Below are 16,697 nucleotides of genomic sequence, written 5' to 3' on the forward strand. Positions count from 1 at the left end.
GGGAAGGGTGCGGCGGGGGCTCTCCCGCCGCACCCTTCACGTCCTGAGGTGTGTCAGCCCGCGCGGTACGCGGTCCACATGCTGCCCATCCGCGTGACCTGGCCCGCGGTGAACTGGTACATGCACGCATCGTACGTGTAGTCCATGAAGTTGTGGATCGGGTCCACACCGGTCTTGTTGGCGCAGCTGTCACGCCCGGTCGGGCACTCGTAGGCCGGGCTCTTCTCGGCCGGGGTGTCGCTCACCGAGTCGCCGCTGCCACTGCAGCCGCCCTGGAACGTGTGGTAGAGCCCCAGCCAGTGGCCGACCTCGTGGGTGGCGGTGTCGCCCTCGTTGTAGTTGGCCGCGGAGCCGCCCGGCAGCGAGGAGTCGAGGACGACCACACCGTCCATGGACGGGTTGGAGTTGTACGAGGACGGGAAGGTCGCCCAGCCGAGCAGACCGCCGCCGAGCTTGGCGGTGTAGAAGTTCAGCGCGCCGGCGCCGCCCTTGCGCAGCGTCTGCTTCATCTGCTTCTCGGCCGTGGAGCCGGACGACAGGTTGTACCAGGTGGCGTTGTCCGTGTAGTCCGTCGAGGCGAGCGTGAACTGGAAGTTGGTGTTCACGTTGCCGGTGCCCTGGCCGCCGTAGGCCGCGTTGAGCACGGCCATCTGGTTGTTGATCGCGGTGGCGCTCAGCTTGCCGGTGGTGCCGCTGTGGATGACGTGGAAGTAGACCGGGATGTTCACCACGGCGGCGGTGGCGTTCATGCCGCTCGCGCGGACCGACTCCAGTCTCTTCTTCAGGTCCGCGTCCATGGCCTTGGCCTGGGCGGCGGAGAGCTCGTTGGGCTCGTGGCCGTGGCTGTCGGCGCCACGGGACTTGCGGGCGCCGGAGAGGGCCTCCGTGCCGTCCTCGCACTCCTCGGCGGAGACGCCGGCGGCGGAGGTGGTGGTGGCCGGGGCGGCCGCCGGGGCGGAGAGCGGGGCCAGGGCCAGGGTTCCGGCCATGACCGCGGTGCCGAGCAGACGACGTGACATACGCGGCGATATACGAACAAGAGCACGCACAGGTGACTCCTCGCGGGGGGTTCGTGGAGAGGGGATTCCTCGCCACCGCGGGGAGATTACGGGTCCATGTCAGAAGCTGTTGAGCATGGAACAAGCCCAATCATCCGTGGGGCAAACCGGGTTATCAGGAAGAAGAACTTTCGCCGGTTCCGAAGTTTGAGACGTGGACGTAACGAGTCAGGGGACAGAGGCGGGTGGTGTGTCCGGATTCGATCGCCCCGGACTCGCCACCCGCCGTGCTGATGTGATCTCCCGTTAACAGGAGGGATCATGGCCGAAAATCGACCCTGCGGTCATCTCATCGGACCGGCTGGTACACGCGCTCGACGCGCTGCGTTCCGTTCCGCGTCCGGTACGAGCGCGCCCACGCGGTCGTCGCGTCCGCCTTCGTCTTGTCGGAGACCGTGTAGTAGTCCATCTGGGAGTGCTCGGCCGTGACGTCCAGGACGCCGTAGCCGTGGTTGTCCATGTCCACCCACTTCACATGGCGGTTGGCGGCCTTGATCGCCCCGGCGGCCACCAGGGAGAGCGTGCCCGGCGCCACGTGGAGCAGGTCGTCGATGTTGTCCGAGGTCACCGAGGTCACCACGAACTCGGTCGCCGCCGACTGCGACAGCGGGTAGGTCGCCGCCTTCACCGGCACGTCGGTGGCCCAGGCCATGTGGATGTCGCCGGTCAGGAAGACGGTGTTCCGTACGGACCGCTGCGTCAGGTGCGCGAGCAGCTCCTTGCGGTCGTCCGTGTAGCCGTCCCACTGGTCGACGTTGATCGCGAGCCCCTCCTTCGGCAGGCCGAGGAGTTCGGCGAGCGGACCGAGGAGCTGGGCCGGCAGCGAGCCGAAGGCGACCGGCGAGATCATCACCGAGGTGCCGACCAGCTTCCAGGTGGCGTCCGAGCTCGCGAGCCCCGACTTCAGCCAGTCGAGCTGCGCGCGGCCGGTGATCGTGCGCTCCGGGTCGTCGACCGAGCCGCTGCCGATCTTGGCCTGCTGGGAGCGGAACGACCGCAGGTCGAGCAGGTGCAGATCGGCCAGCTTGCCGAAGCGCAGCCGCCGGTAGACCGTGCCCTCGGTGGAGGCGCGGACCGGCATCCACTCGAAGTACGCCTGCTTCGCGGCGGCGACCCGTGCCGCCCACTCGCCCTCGGCGCCCGGCGTGTGGTTCTCCGCGCCGCCCGACCAGGCGTCGTTGGCCACCTCGTGGTCGTCCCAGATCGCGATCACCGGGTGGGCCGCGTGCAGCGCCCGGAGGTCGGGGTCCGTCTTGTACGTGGCGTGCCGGAGGCGGTAGTCGGCGAGCGAGACGATCTCGTGCTTCGGCTCGTGCTGCCGTACGGAGTACGCGGCGTCCGGGTAGGAACCGGCCGCGTACTCGTAGATGTAGTCGCCGAGATGGAGGATCGCGTCCAGGTCCGCGCGGGCCGCGAGATGGCGGTACGCGGAGAAGTGGCCGGCCTCCCAGTTGGCGCAGGAGACCACGCCGAACCGGACGCCCGGGGTGGCGGCGTCGGTCGCCGGAGTGGTGCGGGTTCGGGCCACGGGGGAGACGGTGCCGCCCGCCGTGAAGCGGAACCAGTGGGCGGTCGCGGGGCGCAGGCCCCGGACGTCCACCTTCACCGTGTGGTCCGAGGCGGCCGTCGCGGTCGTGGTGCCGCGGGCCACGGTCCGGGCGAACTCCCGGTCCTCGGCGACCTCCCAGCCGACCGTGACGTCGGGGCCTCTGCCGGAGCCGGGAGTGGCGTCGGAGGTGGGGGTGACGCGCGTCCAGAGCAGGACGCCGTCGGGCAGCGGGTCGCCGGAGGCGACACCGTGCAGGAAGGCGGGGGCCTCGGAGCCCGCGAGCGCGGGAGAGGCGGCGCCCACCAGGACCGGGGTGGCGACGGCCGTGACGGCGGCGGCCTTCACGACGGTGCGGCGGGTGGGCGCGGAGGATATGTGTCGACTGGTCACGGGCAGTCAGATTACTGACCGGTATGCCGAACAGGCAGGCGAAATCCGGAAAGTTCGCGCACTCGTCGCCCCGAGGTCGTGATCCCTCGGACACCTCGGGACCGACCGGACGGATCGGGAGGGTCCGGATGCCCCGGGACCCCCCGGACGAACGGCGGGTCCGCGGGAGCGAACTCCCGCGGACCCGTACCGTCGGCCGTGCGGACCGGCCGTCGCCCGATGTCAGCCCTTGAGCGCCGGGGCCAGCGCCGCGTTGAACTCCTCCACCGTCAGCGGCGGGTTCTTGCTGCCCGCGACCGTCAGCGCCTTGCCGTCCATCTTCAGCGTCGGAGTGCCGGTCACCCCGCTCTTGTCGAAGGCGGCGGACATCTTCATCGCCCAGGCGTCGAAGGTGCCGCTCTCCACGTTCTTCTTGAACTCCGCGTTCCCCTTCAGCGCCGGGACCGAGTCCGCGACCTCCAGGAGGTAGGAGTCCTTGGCGAACCTGTCCTGGCTCTCCTCCGGGTGGAACTGCGTGGAGTAGAGCGCCGCCTTGTACTTCATGAACGCCTCGGGGCTCACGTTCAGCGCCGCGCCCAGCGCCGAGAGGGCGTTCTTCGAGCCCTCCCCCTGGTCGGCGTTGTCGATGAAGGTGGCGCCGACGTACTTCAGCCGGTACTTGCCGGCCTCCACGTCCTTGTCGACGGTCGAGCCGACCTGCTGCTCGAACTGCGCGCACACCGGGCAGCGCGAGTCCTCGTAGATCTCCAGGGTCTTCTTCGCGGACGGCTTGCCGACGACGACCGTCGTGCCGTCCGTGCCCTCGGTGTTCTTGGGCGCGGTGACGTTCGACGCCTCGGCCGCCGCCTCCCAGTGGGACGGCTTGTTGGCCTGGACGACGGCGTAGCCGACACCGCCGGCGACCGCCAGGACGGCGACGGCCGACACGGCGACGGTCACCTGGCGGCGGACCTTCTCCTTCTTGGCCTGGCGTTCGCGCTCGACGCGCAGCCGCTCGCGGGCGGCGGCCTTGTTGGACTGGCTGTTGCGTGCGCTCATGATCGTGATCTCCGTGAAAGTCGAAAGCCCCGGAAAGGGCGAAGAGGGGACTGCGAGGGCTCAGGCGAGGACGAAGCCCGGGCGCGGCGGTCCCCGCCGTCCGACGGAGTGCACGAGAAGGCGGGTACGACGGGACCGGCGCGGCCGGTCCAGGGGGCGCCCGCCGCGCCCACGGGCCGCTCGCGGGGTGCCGAAGAGCGCGACGACGAGCATCAGGGGGCGGAACGCGAAGGCGGCCACCGCGGAGAGCAGCCGGGCGAGCGCCCGCTCGCCGTGCCGAAGCCAGGCCGCCGCGAACAGGCCGACCGACACATGGGCGGCGAGCAGCAGCCACGGCAGGGCCGGGGCGGGGGAGCTCAGCAGGGCGGCCGCGGTCCCGCCCTCGGGGGCGGCGACGCCCGGCAGCGGGGTGCCGAGGGCGCCGCCGCACAGCACGTCCACGCCCACCGAGCGCAGCGAACCGGCGACCGGACCGCCGGACGGGCCGTAACAGACCGTCTGACCGGCGGTGAAGACCGTGTCGGCCGCCAGCTCCAGCGGGACGAGCAGCCCGGCGATCGGCCAGAAGCGCCGCTCCCGGCCGGCCAGGGCGTACGCGACGGCGAAGACGCCGACCGTGAGCAGCCCCACGGTCAGGAGGGGCAGCGGCACCTGGGACAGCAGCACGTGCGAGCCGGCGGACAGCGTCACGACCAGTGCCGTGAAGAGCGCCGCCCGCAGCCCCCTGAGCCGCGTCCCTGATATGTCCATAGCGGAGGAAGTCTGCCACGCCCGCCCGTAAGAGGCCCCTAAGGGCGAGCTGTGAGAGGGGTCGCCGAGCCGGGGACCGGCCTACAGACCCGGGATCCGGCCGTTGCGGAACAGGTCCACGAAGATCTGGTGATCCGCACGCGCGCGTGCCCCGTAGCCGTGCGCGAAGTCGACCAGCAGCTCCGCGAAGCCGTTCTCGTCGGCCGCGATCGCCGCGTCGATGGCCCGCTCGGTGGAGAACGGCACCAGGGAGTGCCCGCTGGAGTCGTCGGCCGCCGCGTGCATCGTCGCCGTCGCCCGCCCCAGGTCGGCCACGGTCGCCGCGATCTCCGCCGGGTCGTCGATGTCCGACCAGTCCAGGTCCACCGCGTACGGCGAGACCTCGGCGACCAGCTGCCCGCAGCCGTCCAGCTCCGTCCAGCCCAGCCACGGGTCGGCGTGCGCCTGCAGGGCCCGCTGGGAGATGACCGTGCGGTGGCCCTCGTGCTGGAAGTACTCCCGCACCGCCGCGTCCGTGACGTGGCGGGACACCGCCGGCGTCTGCGCCTGCTTCATGTAGATCACGACGTCGTTCTCCAGGGCGTCGCTGTTGCCCTCCAGGAGGATGTTGTACGACGGGAGACCGGCCGAGCCGATGCCGATCCCGCGCCGCCCCACGACGTCCTTGACCCGGTACGAGTCGGGGCGCGCGAGCGAGGACTCCGGCAGGGTCTCCAGATAGCCGTCGAAGGCCGCCAGGACCTTGTAGCGGGTCGCCGCGTCCAGCTCGACCGAGCCGCCGCCGGAGGAGAAGCGGCGCTCGAACTCGCGGATCTCGGTCATCGAGTCCAGGAGCCCGAAACGGGTCAGCGAGCGGGCGACACGCAGGGCGTCCAGGAGGGGGCCCTCGGCGGTGTCCAGGGTGAAGGGCGGCAGCTCGTCGTCCTTGGCGCCGGTGGCCAGGGCGTGGATCCGCTCGCGGTAGGCGGCGGCGTATATCCGGACCAGGTCCGTGATCTGCTCGTCGCTGAGCGCCTTCGTGTAGCCGATCAGGGCGAGCGAGGCGGAGAGCCGCTTCAGGTCCCAGGTGAAGGGGCCGACGTACGCCTCGTCGAAGTCGTTGACGTTGAAGATCAGCCGGCCGTTGGCGTCCATGTACGTGCCGAAGTTCTCCGCGTGCAGATCGCCGTGGATCCACACCCGGCCGGTCCGCTCGTCCAGAAACGGCCCGCCGGGCATGCCCCCGTCCGCCCGCCCGGCGTGCTCCGCCTCCAGGTCCGCGTAGAAGAGGCACGCCGTGCCGCGGTAGAAGGCGAAGGCGGAGCCGGCCATCTTCCGGAACTTCACGCGGAAGGCGGCCGGATCGGCCGCGAGGAGCTCTCCGAAGGCGGTGTCGAAGACGGTGAGGATCTGCTCACCGCGCGCGGCGGCGGTGGGCTGGGGGACCGACATCGAGGGTGCCTCCTGGTGAAAGACTGTTCATGACAATTGGGACAGGGCGTCCCTGACGTCCAACGGGCGACGGTACCGCCGAGTGCCCGCGGCCTGTCAGTCCGGAGACGTAGACTTCCACGCTGTCCCCCCAGAATTTCATCGGAGGCATGCCGTCGTGACCAAGCCGCCCTTCACGCACCTTCACGTACACACCCAGTACTCGCTGCTGGACGGTGCCGCGCGGCTCAAGGACATGTTCGAGGCGTGCAACGAGATGGGCATGACCCATATCGCCATGTCCGACCACGGCAACCTCCACGGGGCGTACGACTTCTTCCACTCGGCCAAGAAGGCCGGCGTGACGCCGATCATCGGCATCGAGGCGTACGTCGCCCCGGAGTCCCGGCGGAACAAGCGGAAGATCCAGTGGGGCCAGCCGCACCAGAAGCGGGACGACGTCTCCGGTTCGGGTGGCTACACCCACAAGACGATCTGGGCGGCGAACAGCACCGGACTGCACAACCTCTTCCGCCTCTCCTCCGACGCGTACGCCGAGGGCTGGCTCCAGAAGTGGCCCCGGATGGACAAGGAGACCATCTCCCAGTGGTCCGAGGGGCTCATCGCCTCCACCGGCTGCCCCTCCGGCGAGCTGCAGACCCGGCTGCGCCTCGGCCAGTTCGACGAGGCCCTGAAGTCCGCCTCCGAGTACCAGGACATCTTCGGCAAGGACCGGTACTTCCTGGAGCTGATGGACCACGGCATCGAGATCGAGCGGCGCGTCCGCGACGGGCTCCTGGAGATCGGCAAGAAGCTCGGCATCCCGCCGCTGGTCACCAACGACTCGCACTACACGTACGCGCACGAGGCGACCGCCCACGACGCGCTGCTGTGCATCCAGACCGGCAAGAACCTCTCCGACCCGGACCGCTTCAAGTTCGACGGCACGGGCTACTACCTGAAGTCCACGGACGAGATGTACGCCGTCGACTCCTCGGACGCCTGGCAGGAGGGCTGCCGCAACACGCTGCTCGTCGCCGAGCAGGTCAGCACCGACGGCATGTTCGTCGAGAAGAACCTCATGCCGAAGTTCGACATCCCCGAGGGGTACACCGAGGTCTCCTGGTTCCGCGAGGAGACCATGCGCGGCATGCACCGCCGCTTCCCGGACGGTATCCCCGACGACCGCATGAAGCAGGTCGAGTACGAGATGGACACCATCATCTCGATGGGCTTCCCCGGCTACTTCCTCGTCGTCGCCGACTTCATCATGTGGGCCAAGAAGCAGGGCATCGCCGTCGGCCCCGGCCGAGGCTCCGCGGCCGGCTCGATCGTCGCGTACGCCATGGGCATCACCGACCTCGACCCGATCCCGCACGGACTGATCTTCGAGCGGTTCCTCAACCCCGAGCGCGTCTCCATGCCCGATGTCGACATCGACTTCGACGAGCGCCGGCGCGTCGAGGTGATCCGGTACGTGACGGAGAAGTACGGCTCCGACAAGGTCGCCATGATCGGCACGTACGGCAAGATCAAGGCGAAGAACGCCATCAAGGACTCGGCCCGAGTCCTCGGCTACCCGTACGCCATGGGCGACCGGCTCACCAAGGCGATGCCCGCCGACGTCCTCGGCAAGGGCATCGACCTCAACGGCATCACCGACCCCTCGCACCCGCGCTACAGCGAGGCTGGCGAGATCCGGGCGATGTACGAGAACGAGCCCGACGTGAAGAAGGTCATCGACACCGCCAAGGGTGTGGAGGGCCTCGTCCGGCAGATGGGTGTGCACGCGGCCGGCGTGATCATGTCCAGCGAGCCCATCGTCGACCACGCCCCGATCTGGGTGCGGCACACGGACGGCGTGACCATCACGCAGTGGGACTACCCCCAGTGCGAGTCGCTCGGCCTGCTGAAGATGGACTTCCTGGGCCTGCGGAACCTGACCATCATGGACGACGCCGTCAAGATGGTGAAGGCCAACAAGGGGCTCGACCTCGACCTCCTCGCCCTGCCGCTGGACGACCCGAAGACCTTCGAACTGCTCCAGCGGGGTGACACCCTCGGTGTCTTCCAGTTCGACGGCGGCCCGATGCGCTCGCTGCTGCGTCTGATGAAGCCCGACAACTTCGAAGACATCTCCGCCGTGTCCGCCCTGTACCGGCCGGGCCCGATGGGCATGAACTCGCACACGAACTACGCCCTGCGCAAGAACAAGCAGCAGGAGATCACCCCGATCCACCCCGAGCTGGAGAAGCCGCTCGAAGAGGTGCTCGCGGTCACCTACGGCCTGATCGTCTACCAGGAGCAGGTGCAGAAGGCCGCCCAGATCATCGCCGGGTACTCCCTCGGCGAGGCCGACATCCTCCGCCGTGTGATGGGCAAGAAGAAGCCCGAGGAACTGGCGAAGAACTTCGTCCTCTTCCAGAAGGGCGCCCGGGAGAAGGGCTACAGCGACGAGGCCATCCAGGCCCTGTGGGACGTCCTGGTCCCCTTCGCCGGCTACGCCTTCAACAAGGCTCACTCCGCCGCGTACGGCCTGGTCTCCTACTGGACGGCGTACCTCAAGGCCAACTACCCGGCCGAGTACATGGCCGGTCTGCTGACCTCGGTCAAGGACGACAAGGACAAGTCCGCGGTCTATCTGAACGAGTGCCGCCGCATGGGCATCAAGGTCCTGCCGCCGAACGTCAACGAGTCCGAGTCGAACTTCGCCGCCCAGGGCGACGACGTGATCCTCTTCGGCCTCTCCGCCGTCCGTAACGTCGGTACCAACGTCGTCGAGTCGATCATCAAGTCGCGCAAGGCCAAGGGGAAGTACTCCACGTTCCCCGACTTCCTCGACAAGGTCGAGGCGGTCGTCTGCAACAAGCGGACCATCGAGTCGCTGATCAAGGCCGGCGCCTTCGACGAGATGGGCCACACCCGCAAGAGCCTGGTCGCCCACCACGAGCCGATGATCGACAACGTGGTGGCGGTCAAGCGCAAGGAGGCCGAGGGGCAGTTCGACCTCTTCGGCGGCATGGGCGACGAGGCGAGCGACGAGCCCGGCTTCGGCCTGGACGTGGAGTTCTCCGACCTCGAGTGGGAGAAGTCCTACCTGCTTGCCCAGGAGCGCGAGATGCTCGGCCTCTACGTCTCCGACCACCCGCTCTTCGGCATCGAGCACGTCCTCTCGGACAAGACGGACGCGGCGATCTCCCAGCTGACCGGCGGCGAGCACTCCGACGGCGCGGTCGTCACCATCGGCGGCATCATCTCCGGCCTCCAGCGCAAGATGACCAAGCAGGGCAACGCCTGGGCCATCGCCACCGTCGAGGACCTGGCCGGCTCCATCGAGTGCATGTTCTTCCCGGCCACGTACCAGCTGGTGTCCACCCAGCTCGTCGAGGACACGGTCGTCTTCGTCAAGGGACGTCTCGACAAGCGCGAGGACGTGCCCCGACTGGTCGCCATGGAGCTGATGGTCCCCGACCTGTCGAACGCCGGGACCAACGCGCCCGTGATCCTCACCATCCCCACCGTGAAGGTCACCCCGCCGATGGTCAGCCGGCTCGGCGAGATCCTCGGCCACCACAAGGGCAACACCGAGGTACGGATCAGGCTCCAGGGCCCGCGCAAGACGACCGTCCTGCGGCTCGACCGGCACCGGGTCCAGCCCGACCCCGCACTCTTCGGCGACCTGAAGGTGCTGCTCGGCCCGTCCTGTCTGGCCGGCTGACGCCCGGAACCCGGCGGTGACGCCGGGGCCACACGCGCGGAAGGGGCGCGCCCGTCGTCACGGGTGCGCCCCTTCCGGGGTGTACGCGCGTTCAGTTGTGACCGAAGCGCTTCTGCCGGCCCTTGCGGGCCATGTCGCCGGGAGTCACCTGGGAGGCGCGCTGCTCGGCCTGCGACTCCATCGAGGACTGCTGCGCCTGCTGGGCGCCGCGCTCGGCCTGCGAGGACTGCTGACTGCGGTTCTGCTTTCGATTCTTGGCCATGGTGATGCCTCCTCAAGGGGATCTCGGGGCCAGGGCCGCTGTCAGACTCACACATGGGGTGAACCGTCGCATTTTGGATCATTACCGACAGTGAGTGGAGTGCCGGAAGGTCGCGGAGTGATATTCGCCACGCCGATGATCCAGTTCCGACGGTCTACCTCCCCACGTTCGGGCAGACTCGAAGGAAATCCGAAGCAACTTCCGATCCCGAGGTTCCCGAAAGAGGGTGGAACACGTGGACCGCTGCGTCGTTCTGGTGGACGCCGGCTATCTGCTGGGCGCCGCCGCGAGCCTTCTCGCCGGGGAACCGGCCCGCTCCCGGATCACGGTCGACCACGCCGCCCTCATCCAGGGACTGCGCGAACGGGCCGAGGCGGACACCGAACAGCCCCTGCTCCGTATCTACTGGTTCGACGGCGCACCCGACCGCGTGCCCCAGCCGGAGCACCGCAGGCTGCGCGTGATGCCCCGGGTCACCGTCCGGCTCGGCGCCCTGACCCGCAGCGACGGCCGCTGGGCGCAGAAGGGCGTCGACGCCGCGATGCACGCCGAGCTCACCGAGCTGGCCAGGAACCGGGCCTGCTCCGACGTGGTCCTGGTGACCGGCGACGGGGATCTGCTGCCGGGCCTGATGTCCGCCAAGGAGCACGGCGTCGCCGTCCACCTCTGGGCGGTGCAGGCCGCCGACGGCGACTACAACCAGTCCGAGGACCTCGTCGCCGAGGCCGACGAACGCCGCGTCCTCGACCGGGCCTGGATCACCCGGGCCGTCCGTGCCAAGGACCTCAGCGGGCTCTGCGCGCCCCCGCCGGCCCCGCGCCCCGAGATCGCCGCCATCCTCTCCGCCCCGCTGCCCGAGTCTGCGCTCGCCGCCTCCGCCGAGCGGGCCGCCGCGGCGGCGGCCGCGGGAGCCGCCTCCGTGCACAACGGGGCGTCGGCCCCCGCCGACTCCGCACCCGCGGACACCGAGGGCGGACCGGCGTCCGCCGTTCCCGCCCCCGCCGCGGGCCGGGGCGTCCCCACGCCCAAGGACCTCGCCGGACTGCGCGCGCCCGGCGGCCCGGCCACCCCGCCGGCCACCAACGCCACGCTCCGCTGGTCCTCCGACAAGGGCTGGATCGAGCGCCCCGGCGGCGCGCTCGGCGAGCCGCCCGAGACGGCCTCCCTGCCCACCCTTGCCCAGCTCACCAGCGCCGAGCAGCGCTGGGCCGACCGCGAGGAGGACATCACCACCGTGGGCGGCGACCCCTTCGAGGTCGGGCAGGTGTTCGCCCGTCGCTGGATGGAGCGGCTTCCCGAGCAGAGCCACGTCCAGAAGCTCTCCGTGATGTACCCGCGGATCCCGCACCGCATCGACGGCGAACTGCTCCGCTACGCGGCCAGGTTCGGCCTGCTCGCGCACAAGGACGACCAGATCGACGAGCACGACCGGTACGCGATCCGGGCGGGGTTCTGGCGCGAGATCGACGTCCGGGCCGCCGCGGAACGCGCCCCCGCGGGGGAGTAGGCCGGGGGACCCCGTAGGCTCATCCCTCGTGAGTACGGTGTGCGTGGTGCGGGATCTGGTCAAGACGTACCCCGCCGCGCGCGCCCGCAGGGGGACGCCCGCGACCCCCGAGATCCGCGCCACCGACGGCATCAGCCTCGATGTCCACGGCGGCGAGATCTTCGGTCTGCTCGGGCCGAACGGCGCCGGGAAGTCGACGCTGGTCCGCCAGCTGACCGGGCTGATGCGCCCCGACTCCGGAACGGTCGAGCTGCTCGGCCACGATCTGGTACGCCACCCGGAACGCGCCGCGCGCCTGCTCGCCTACCTCGGACAGGAGTCGACCGCGCTCGACGAGCTGACGGTCGCGCTCGCCGCCGAGACCACCGGGCGGCTGCGCGGGCTGACCGCACGGGACGCGCGCGCCGCGACGGACGCCGTCCTGGAGGAGCTGGGCCTCACCGAGCTCGCCGGCCGCGCGCTGAAGAAGCTCTCGGGCGGACAGCGGCGGCTCGCCTGCGTCGCGACCGCCCTGGTCGGCGAGCGGCCGGTCCTGGTCCTCGACGAACCCACCACGGGCATGGACCCGATCGCCCGGCGGGCCGTGTGGTCCGCCGTCGACCGGCGGCGCGCCGAGCACGGCACCACCGTGCTGCTCGTCACCCACAACGTGATCGAGGCCGAGACCGTACTGGACCGGGTCGCCGTCCTGGAGCGGGGCCGGGTCATCGCCTGCGACACGCCGGCCGGGCTCAAGGAACGCGTCGCGGGCGAGATCCGGGTCGATCTGGTGTGGCGCGAGCGCGCCCCGCTGGACGTGCCCGAGGTCGCCGCGCTGCGCGGACTCGCCCAGGAGTCGGGCCGGCGCTGGACGCTGCGGCTCGCCCCGGACGAGGCGCGGGCGACGGTGGCGGCCGTGACGGGCGGGGCGGCGTTCGCAGCCCTGGACGACTTCACACTGGCCACGCCGAGCCTGGAGGACGTGTATCTGGCGCTGGGCGGCGAGACGCAGGGGCTGGTCAAGGCGTGAGGAGCTGTAGGGAGTGAGTATCGTGCCCGCCCAGGCCGCGTCGGCGTCGGGACCGGCGCCGGGACAGGCATCGGCCGAGGGCCCGGGGGCCCGGGCCGCCGGAGCGGCGGCCGGGAATTCGGTCACCGCCGCGCCGCTGGCGCCGCGCGCCCGGCTGCTGCCCGCACTCGCCGCCGTCTACCGCGCACAGCTCTCGCGTGCCCGGGTCTCCCGGATACCGCTGCTCTTCGTGGCGACCTTCCAGTCCGTGGGGATCATGGTCCTGATGCGGGGCGTCGTCGACGGCGGGTCGGAGGCGCGCGCCGTCGTGGCGGGCTCGTCGGTGCTCGTGGTCGCGTTCGTCGCGCTCAACCTGCTCGCCCAGTACTTCGGGCAGCTGCGAGCGACCGGCGGCCTCGACCACTACGCCACGCTGCCGGTGCCGCCCGCCGCGGTCGTCCTCGGAGCGGCGGGGGCGTACGCCTCCTTCACGGTGCCGGGGACCGTGGTGACCGCGGTCATCGGCTCGCTGCTCTTCGGGCTGCCGCTCGGCCACCTGTGGATCATCGCGGCGGTCGTGCCGCTGGCGGGAGCCGCGCTGGCCGGTCTCGGGGCGGCGCTCGGGCTGCTCGCACCGCGTCAGGAGCTCGCGACGCTGCTCGGCCAGCTGGGCATGTCGGCCGCGCTGCTGCTCGGTGTGCTGCCGGCGGACCGGCTGCCGGGACCCATCGGCTGGGCACGGGACCTGCTGCCGTCGACGTACGGCGTGGAGGCGCTGGCCCGGACGTTCGACGCGCACCCGGACTGGGCGGCGGTCGGGCTCGACCTCGCGGTCTGCGGGGCGGTCGGGGTGGTCTCGCTCGCGGTGGCGACCTGGGCGTACCGGCGGGCGGCGGTCCGCTGAGGCGGGTCGTTCCCGTACCTGGCACGATGGCGGGGTGACCGCACCTCTGACACCGCCTCACCAGCCGCCGAACGATGCCGTGCCGCCGCACGGCTGGCCGGCGCACCATCCGCCGACGCACTCCGGGGACGGTGCCCCGAGCGTGGCCAGGGAGCTCCGGCAGGCCGCGGTGGTGGCCGCGGTCTCGGCGGTCGCCGGGGCGGCGCTGGGACTGCTGTGGCTGTGGCTGGCGCCGCGCGTTCCGCTGATCTCGGACGGCAAGGCGGTGTTCCTGCGGAACAGCGAGGGCGAGTCGGCGGTCGGGGCGGACGGGACGTTCGTCCTGCTGGCGCTCGGTTTCGGCGCGGTGGCGGCGGCGCTCGTCTTCCTGTTCCACCGGCACGGCGGCGTGGCGCTGGTGCTCGCGCTGGCGGCGGGCGGGGTGCTCGGGTCACTGCTCGGCTGGGGTGTGGGCACGGCCCTGGGGCCGACGCACGACGTGGTCGCGCACGCGCGCGAGGTGGGGGCCGGGGTGCAGTTCGACGCTCCGCTGAAGCTGGAGATGTGGGCGGGGGCGATGCTCGCGTGGCCGCTCGCGGCGATGGTCGTCCACCTCTCCCTGACCGCGCTCTTCGGCCCGAGGGACCCGGAACCGGACTGGCCCGAGGAGTCCTGACCTCCTGACCCGCCCGGCCCGGAGTTTCGGGCCGGGCTCGGACCGGTCGCTACGCGCGGCCGATGGGGGCGAGGACGGCCGTGGTGAGACCGGTCAGGGCCTCGGGGGTGAGTTCGACCTCCAGGCCACGGCGGCCCGCCGAGACGCAGATCGTGGCGTGCGTCGTGGCCGAGGCGTCCAGGACCGTGCGCAGGCGCTTGCGCTGGCCGAGCGGGGAGATGCCGCCACGGACGTAGCCCGTCGTGCGTTCCGCCAGGGCGGGGTCCGCCATCGCCGCGCGTTTGCCGCCGACCGCCGAGGCCAGGGCCTTCAGGTCCAGCTGTCCGGCGACCGGGACGACCGCGACCGTCAGTTCGCCGTCGACGTCCGCGACCAGCGTCTTGAAGACCCGGTCGGGCGAGACGCCGAGGGCCTCCGCCGCCTCCTCGCCGTACGAGGGCGACGCCGGGTCGTGGTCGTAGGAGTGGACGGTGAACGGCACGCCGGCCGTCGTCAGGGCCACCGTCGCCGGGGTGCCGCCCGTCTGCTTCTTCTGCTTCTTCGCCACCGCGCTCCTCCGTCAGTTCGGGCTCGTCGGCGCCCGGGTCAGCTCCACCGCCGGCAGCGACGGCAGATGCCGCAGCACGGCGGTCTCCGAGCGGAGCAGCGTCAGCTCCTCCCGCAGCCGCGTCGCCGTGTCCGGTGCCTGCAGCAGCCGCTGCTTCGACGGGATGTCGAGCACCGCGGCCGCCGCGACCAGGTAGGACACCACCGACGGGTCGTCCGGCAGTTCGCTCGTCGTCAGCGATCGCTCCCGCGCCCCCGCCAGCCGCTTCTGGTAGCTCCGGAACGCCCGCAGCACACCCTCCGCGAGCGTGCCCGCCTCGTCGCCCTGCTCCTCCGGGATCTCCTCGACCTCGGCGACCAGGAACGGCCCCGTCGCGTCCACCGACAGCAGCTTCACCCGGGTCGTCCCCGTCGCCATCACCTCGAAGCTGCCGTTCGACCGCTCCCGGATCGTCGCCGCGTCGGCGATGCAGCCGACCCGGTGGAAGGCCTGGATCGGGTCGGGGCCGAAGCCCGCGGCGGGCCCCTTCTCCGGCAGCGCCGTCTGGTCCGGCATCCCCGGCGCCGTCGGCGCGACCTCACGGCCGTCGCGGATCGCGACGACGGCGAACCGGCGCGGTTCGGACTCGTCGGTCGTGAGCAGCTCGCGCATCATGGCGCGATACCGGTCCTCGAACACGTTCAGGGGCAGCACGAGGCCCGGGAACAGCACCGCGTTGAGCGGGAAGAGTGGCAGGCTGGCGGTGGTCACAGCGGTCAAGAGTAATGGCCGTCGGGCGCACCCCGTCAGGCCCGTCCGGCTCCGGCTCCGCGCAGTGACCTCGCGCGGCCGGCCTCGGCCCGCACCAGGTCCCTCGTCTCCAGGAAGGCCGCGAGCGGATCCTCCTCGACGAGCCCCCACGGAAAGGTCGTCGCGTACGGACCGATCTTTCGGAACTCCTCCAGCGCGTCCGCCCAGCGTCCCCGTCTGACCAGCACGTACGCCAGCAGATTGCGGACCTCGGCCGCCCACGGGTCGCCCTCGGGGAACTCCGCGGACAGTGCGATGCCCCGGTCCGCCGCGGCGTCCGTCCGGTCGTCGTGGACCGGGCCGTCACCGGCGAGGAGCCGGGCGAAGGCCGCGTTGACCGGGAGCGCCCGGGCCAGGGAGCCCGGCGGCGCGTCCTCGGCGGCCTCCTCCGCGAAGTCGAAGCACTCGTGGTGCGAGCCGTACCACTGGGCGGACAGATACCGCAGCGCGGCGACATGGCAGCCGTAGTGGTGCGGTGAGCGCCGCACGGCCTGCTCCCACAGCGCCTCGAAGGCCGTGTGCCCCGCATGGGTGCCCCGCGCGTGGTCCAGGGCGAGCCGCCACGGCACCGGGTCGCGCGGCGAGGCCTCGGCGGCCGCGTCGATCAGCGGTCCGAGTTCACGCAGCCGCTCGGAGCGGGCCGGCGACTCCCAGGCCCTGCGCACCGCCAGCTCCGCCTTGACGAGCAGCGCGTCCGGGTCCCGGGGCGAGACCGCCAGCCAGTGGGCCAGCCACCCGTCACGGCTGTACGCGAAGGTGGCGAGCCGGGCCACGTACCGGTCGCGCTTCTCCCATTCGGCCGCGTCCCGGGTCGTCGCGAGCAGCTTCGCGGCGGGTTCGGGGTCGGCGAGCGCCGCCGCCACCAGGGCCGGGGCGAGCCTGTCGTCCGGCGCGTCGAGCAGCACGTCGTCGCCCGGCGGCAGGGCGGCGTCGAGCCGCGGTGCAAGCCGGACCATCCGGGCGGTGCCGATCAGGGCGCGGAACAGAGACATCGTGCGGACCATTCAAAAACCGCAGGTGGGGGCGGCGCCAGTGGGGGACTGTGAAGCTTTGGTAGCGGCAGGAAAGTTGTCCTGTGGGAGGTCAAGACAGCGTAAAGAAAGGGGTGGGAGTCGGCACAATCCGCCCCCCA

General features: G+C 71.2%; 14 protein-coding genes. 5 read left to right on the forward strand and 9 right to left on the reverse strand.

Going from position 1 to position 16,697, the window contains the following annotated elements; genetic code table 11:
- Positions 1-53: 53 nt before the first annotated feature.
- From ACZ3IJ_RS16390 to ACZ3IJ_RS16410, 5 genes are all read right to left on the reverse strand, one after another.
- On the reverse strand, positions 54-1,019 hold the full coding sequence (locus tag ACZ3IJ_RS16390; RefSeq protein WP_467468677.1) for a zinc metalloprotease: 966 nt from the start codon (positions 1,017-1,019) through the stop codon (positions 54-56).
- Positions 1,020-1,347: 328 nt separating this feature from the next.
- On the reverse strand, positions 1,348-2,997 hold the full coding sequence (locus ACZ3IJ_RS16395) for an alkaline phosphatase D family protein (protein WP_467468679.1): 1,650 nt from the start codon (positions 2,995-2,997) through the stop codon (positions 1,348-1,350).
- A gap of 222 nt (positions 2,998-3,219) precedes the next feature.
- Positions 3,220-4,035, reverse strand: a complete 816-nt coding sequence (locus ACZ3IJ_RS16400) for a thioredoxin domain-containing protein (RefSeq protein ID WP_467468681.1) — start codon at positions 4,033-4,035, stop codon at positions 3,220-3,222.
- 60 nt (positions 4,036-4,095) lie between these two features.
- Entirely contained in the window at positions 4,096-4,785 is a 690-nt protein-coding gene (locus ACZ3IJ_RS16405; protein WP_467468683.1) for a hypothetical protein, read from the reverse strand.
- Between the two features lie 81 nt (positions 4,786-4,866).
- Entirely contained in the window at positions 4,867-6,216 is a 1,350-nt protein-coding gene (locus ACZ3IJ_RS16410) for a DUF2252 domain-containing protein (RefSeq protein ID WP_467468685.1), read from the reverse strand.
- A gap of 157 nt (positions 6,217-6,373) precedes the next feature.
- Between ACZ3IJ_RS16410 and dnaE the strand changes: the two genes are divergently transcribed.
- Positions 6,374-9,913, forward strand: a complete 3,540-nt coding sequence (gene dnaE / locus ACZ3IJ_RS16415) for a DNA polymerase III subunit alpha (protein WP_467468687.1) — start codon at positions 6,374-6,376, stop codon at positions 9,911-9,913.
- A gap of 91 nt (positions 9,914-10,004) precedes the next feature.
- Here the strand turns inward: dnaE and ACZ3IJ_RS16420 are convergent, their stop codons facing one another.
- Complete coding sequence (locus ACZ3IJ_RS16420; protein ID WP_352190524.1) at positions 10,005-10,175, reverse strand: hypothetical protein; 171 nt, start codon at positions 10,173-10,175, stop codon at positions 10,005-10,007.
- A 226-nt stretch (positions 10,176-10,401) separates the two neighbouring features.
- On the opposite strand from ACZ3IJ_RS16420, the gene ACZ3IJ_RS16425 reads away from it, so the two are divergent.
- Genes ACZ3IJ_RS16425 through ACZ3IJ_RS16440 form a run of 4 tightly spaced genes read left to right on the forward strand, consistent with a single transcriptional unit; the run spans position 10,402 to position 14,229 of the window.
- Positions 10,402-11,682 carry an NYN domain-containing protein gene (locus tag ACZ3IJ_RS16425; protein ID WP_467468689.1) on the forward strand — a complete coding sequence of 427 codons (1,281 nt, stop codon included), beginning with the start codon at positions 10,402-10,404 and terminating at the stop codon, positions 11,680-11,682.
- A 37-nt stretch (positions 11,683-11,719) separates the two neighbouring features.
- Positions 11,720-12,691, forward strand: a complete 972-nt coding sequence (locus ACZ3IJ_RS16430) for an ABC transporter ATP-binding protein (RefSeq protein WP_467469072.1) — start codon at positions 11,720-11,722, stop codon at positions 12,689-12,691.
- Positions 12,692-12,704: 13 nt separating this feature from the next.
- Complete coding sequence (locus ACZ3IJ_RS16435; RefSeq protein ID WP_467468691.1) at positions 12,705-13,574, forward strand: ABC transporter permease; 870 nt, start codon at positions 12,705-12,707, stop codon at positions 13,572-13,574.
- Between the two features lie 34 nt (positions 13,575-13,608).
- Positions 13,609-14,229, forward strand: a complete 621-nt coding sequence (locus tag ACZ3IJ_RS16440) for a DUF2567 domain-containing protein (protein WP_467468693.1) — start codon at positions 13,609-13,611, stop codon at positions 14,227-14,229.
- A 49-nt stretch (positions 14,230-14,278) separates the two neighbouring features.
- Here ACZ3IJ_RS16440 and ybaK read toward each other — a convergent pair whose 3' ends face one another.
- Genes ybaK through ACZ3IJ_RS16455 form a run of 3 tightly spaced genes read right to left on the reverse strand, consistent with a single transcriptional unit; the run spans position 14,279 to position 16,569 of the window.
- Positions 14,279-14,776: a Cys-tRNA(Pro) deacylase gene (ybaK, locus tag ACZ3IJ_RS16445; RefSeq protein ID WP_467468695.1), complete on the reverse strand. Its 498-nt coding sequence runs from the start codon at positions 14,774-14,776 to the stop codon at positions 14,279-14,281.
- A gap of 12 nt (positions 14,777-14,788) precedes the next feature.
- A complete protein-coding gene (locus tag ACZ3IJ_RS16450; RefSeq protein ID WP_467468697.1) occupies positions 14,789-15,526 on the reverse strand; it encodes an LON peptidase substrate-binding domain-containing protein in 738 nt (245 codons plus the stop codon).
- 35 nt (positions 15,527-15,561) lie between these two features.
- Complete coding sequence (locus ACZ3IJ_RS16455) at positions 15,562-16,569, reverse strand: hypothetical protein (RefSeq protein ID WP_467468699.1); 1,008 nt, start codon at positions 16,567-16,569, stop codon at positions 15,562-15,564.
- Between the last annotated feature and the right edge of the window lie 128 nt (positions 16,570-16,697).

Source organism: Streptomyces sp. NPDC013317 (assembly GCF_055563155.1).

Excerpts from the sequence above, each read along its gene's own strand:
- ACZ3IJ_RS16390 (WP_467468677.1), bottom strand. The coding sequence starts at position 1,019 with ATGTCACGTCGTCTGCTCGGCACCGCGGTCATGGCCGGAACCCTGGCC.
- ACZ3IJ_RS16400 (WP_467468681.1), bottom strand. The coding sequence starts at position 4,035 with ATGAGCGCACGCAACAGCCAGTCCAACAAGGCCGCCGCCCGCGAGCGG.
- ACZ3IJ_RS16405 (WP_467468683.1), bottom strand. The coding sequence starts at position 4,785 with ATGGACATATCAGGGACGCGGCTCAGGGGGCTGCGGGCGGCGCTCTTC.
- ACZ3IJ_RS16410 (WP_467468685.1), bottom strand. The coding sequence starts at position 6,216 with ATGTCGGTCCCCCAGCCCACCGCCGCCGCGCGCGGTGAGCAGATCCTC.
- ACZ3IJ_RS16420 (WP_352190524.1), bottom strand. The coding sequence starts at position 10,175 with ATGGCCAAGAATCGAAAGCAGAACCGCAGTCAGCAGTCCTCGCAGGCC.
- ACZ3IJ_RS16455 (WP_467468699.1), bottom strand. The coding sequence starts at position 16,569 with ATGGTCCGCACGATGTCTCTGTTCCGCGCCCTGATCGGCACCGCCCGG.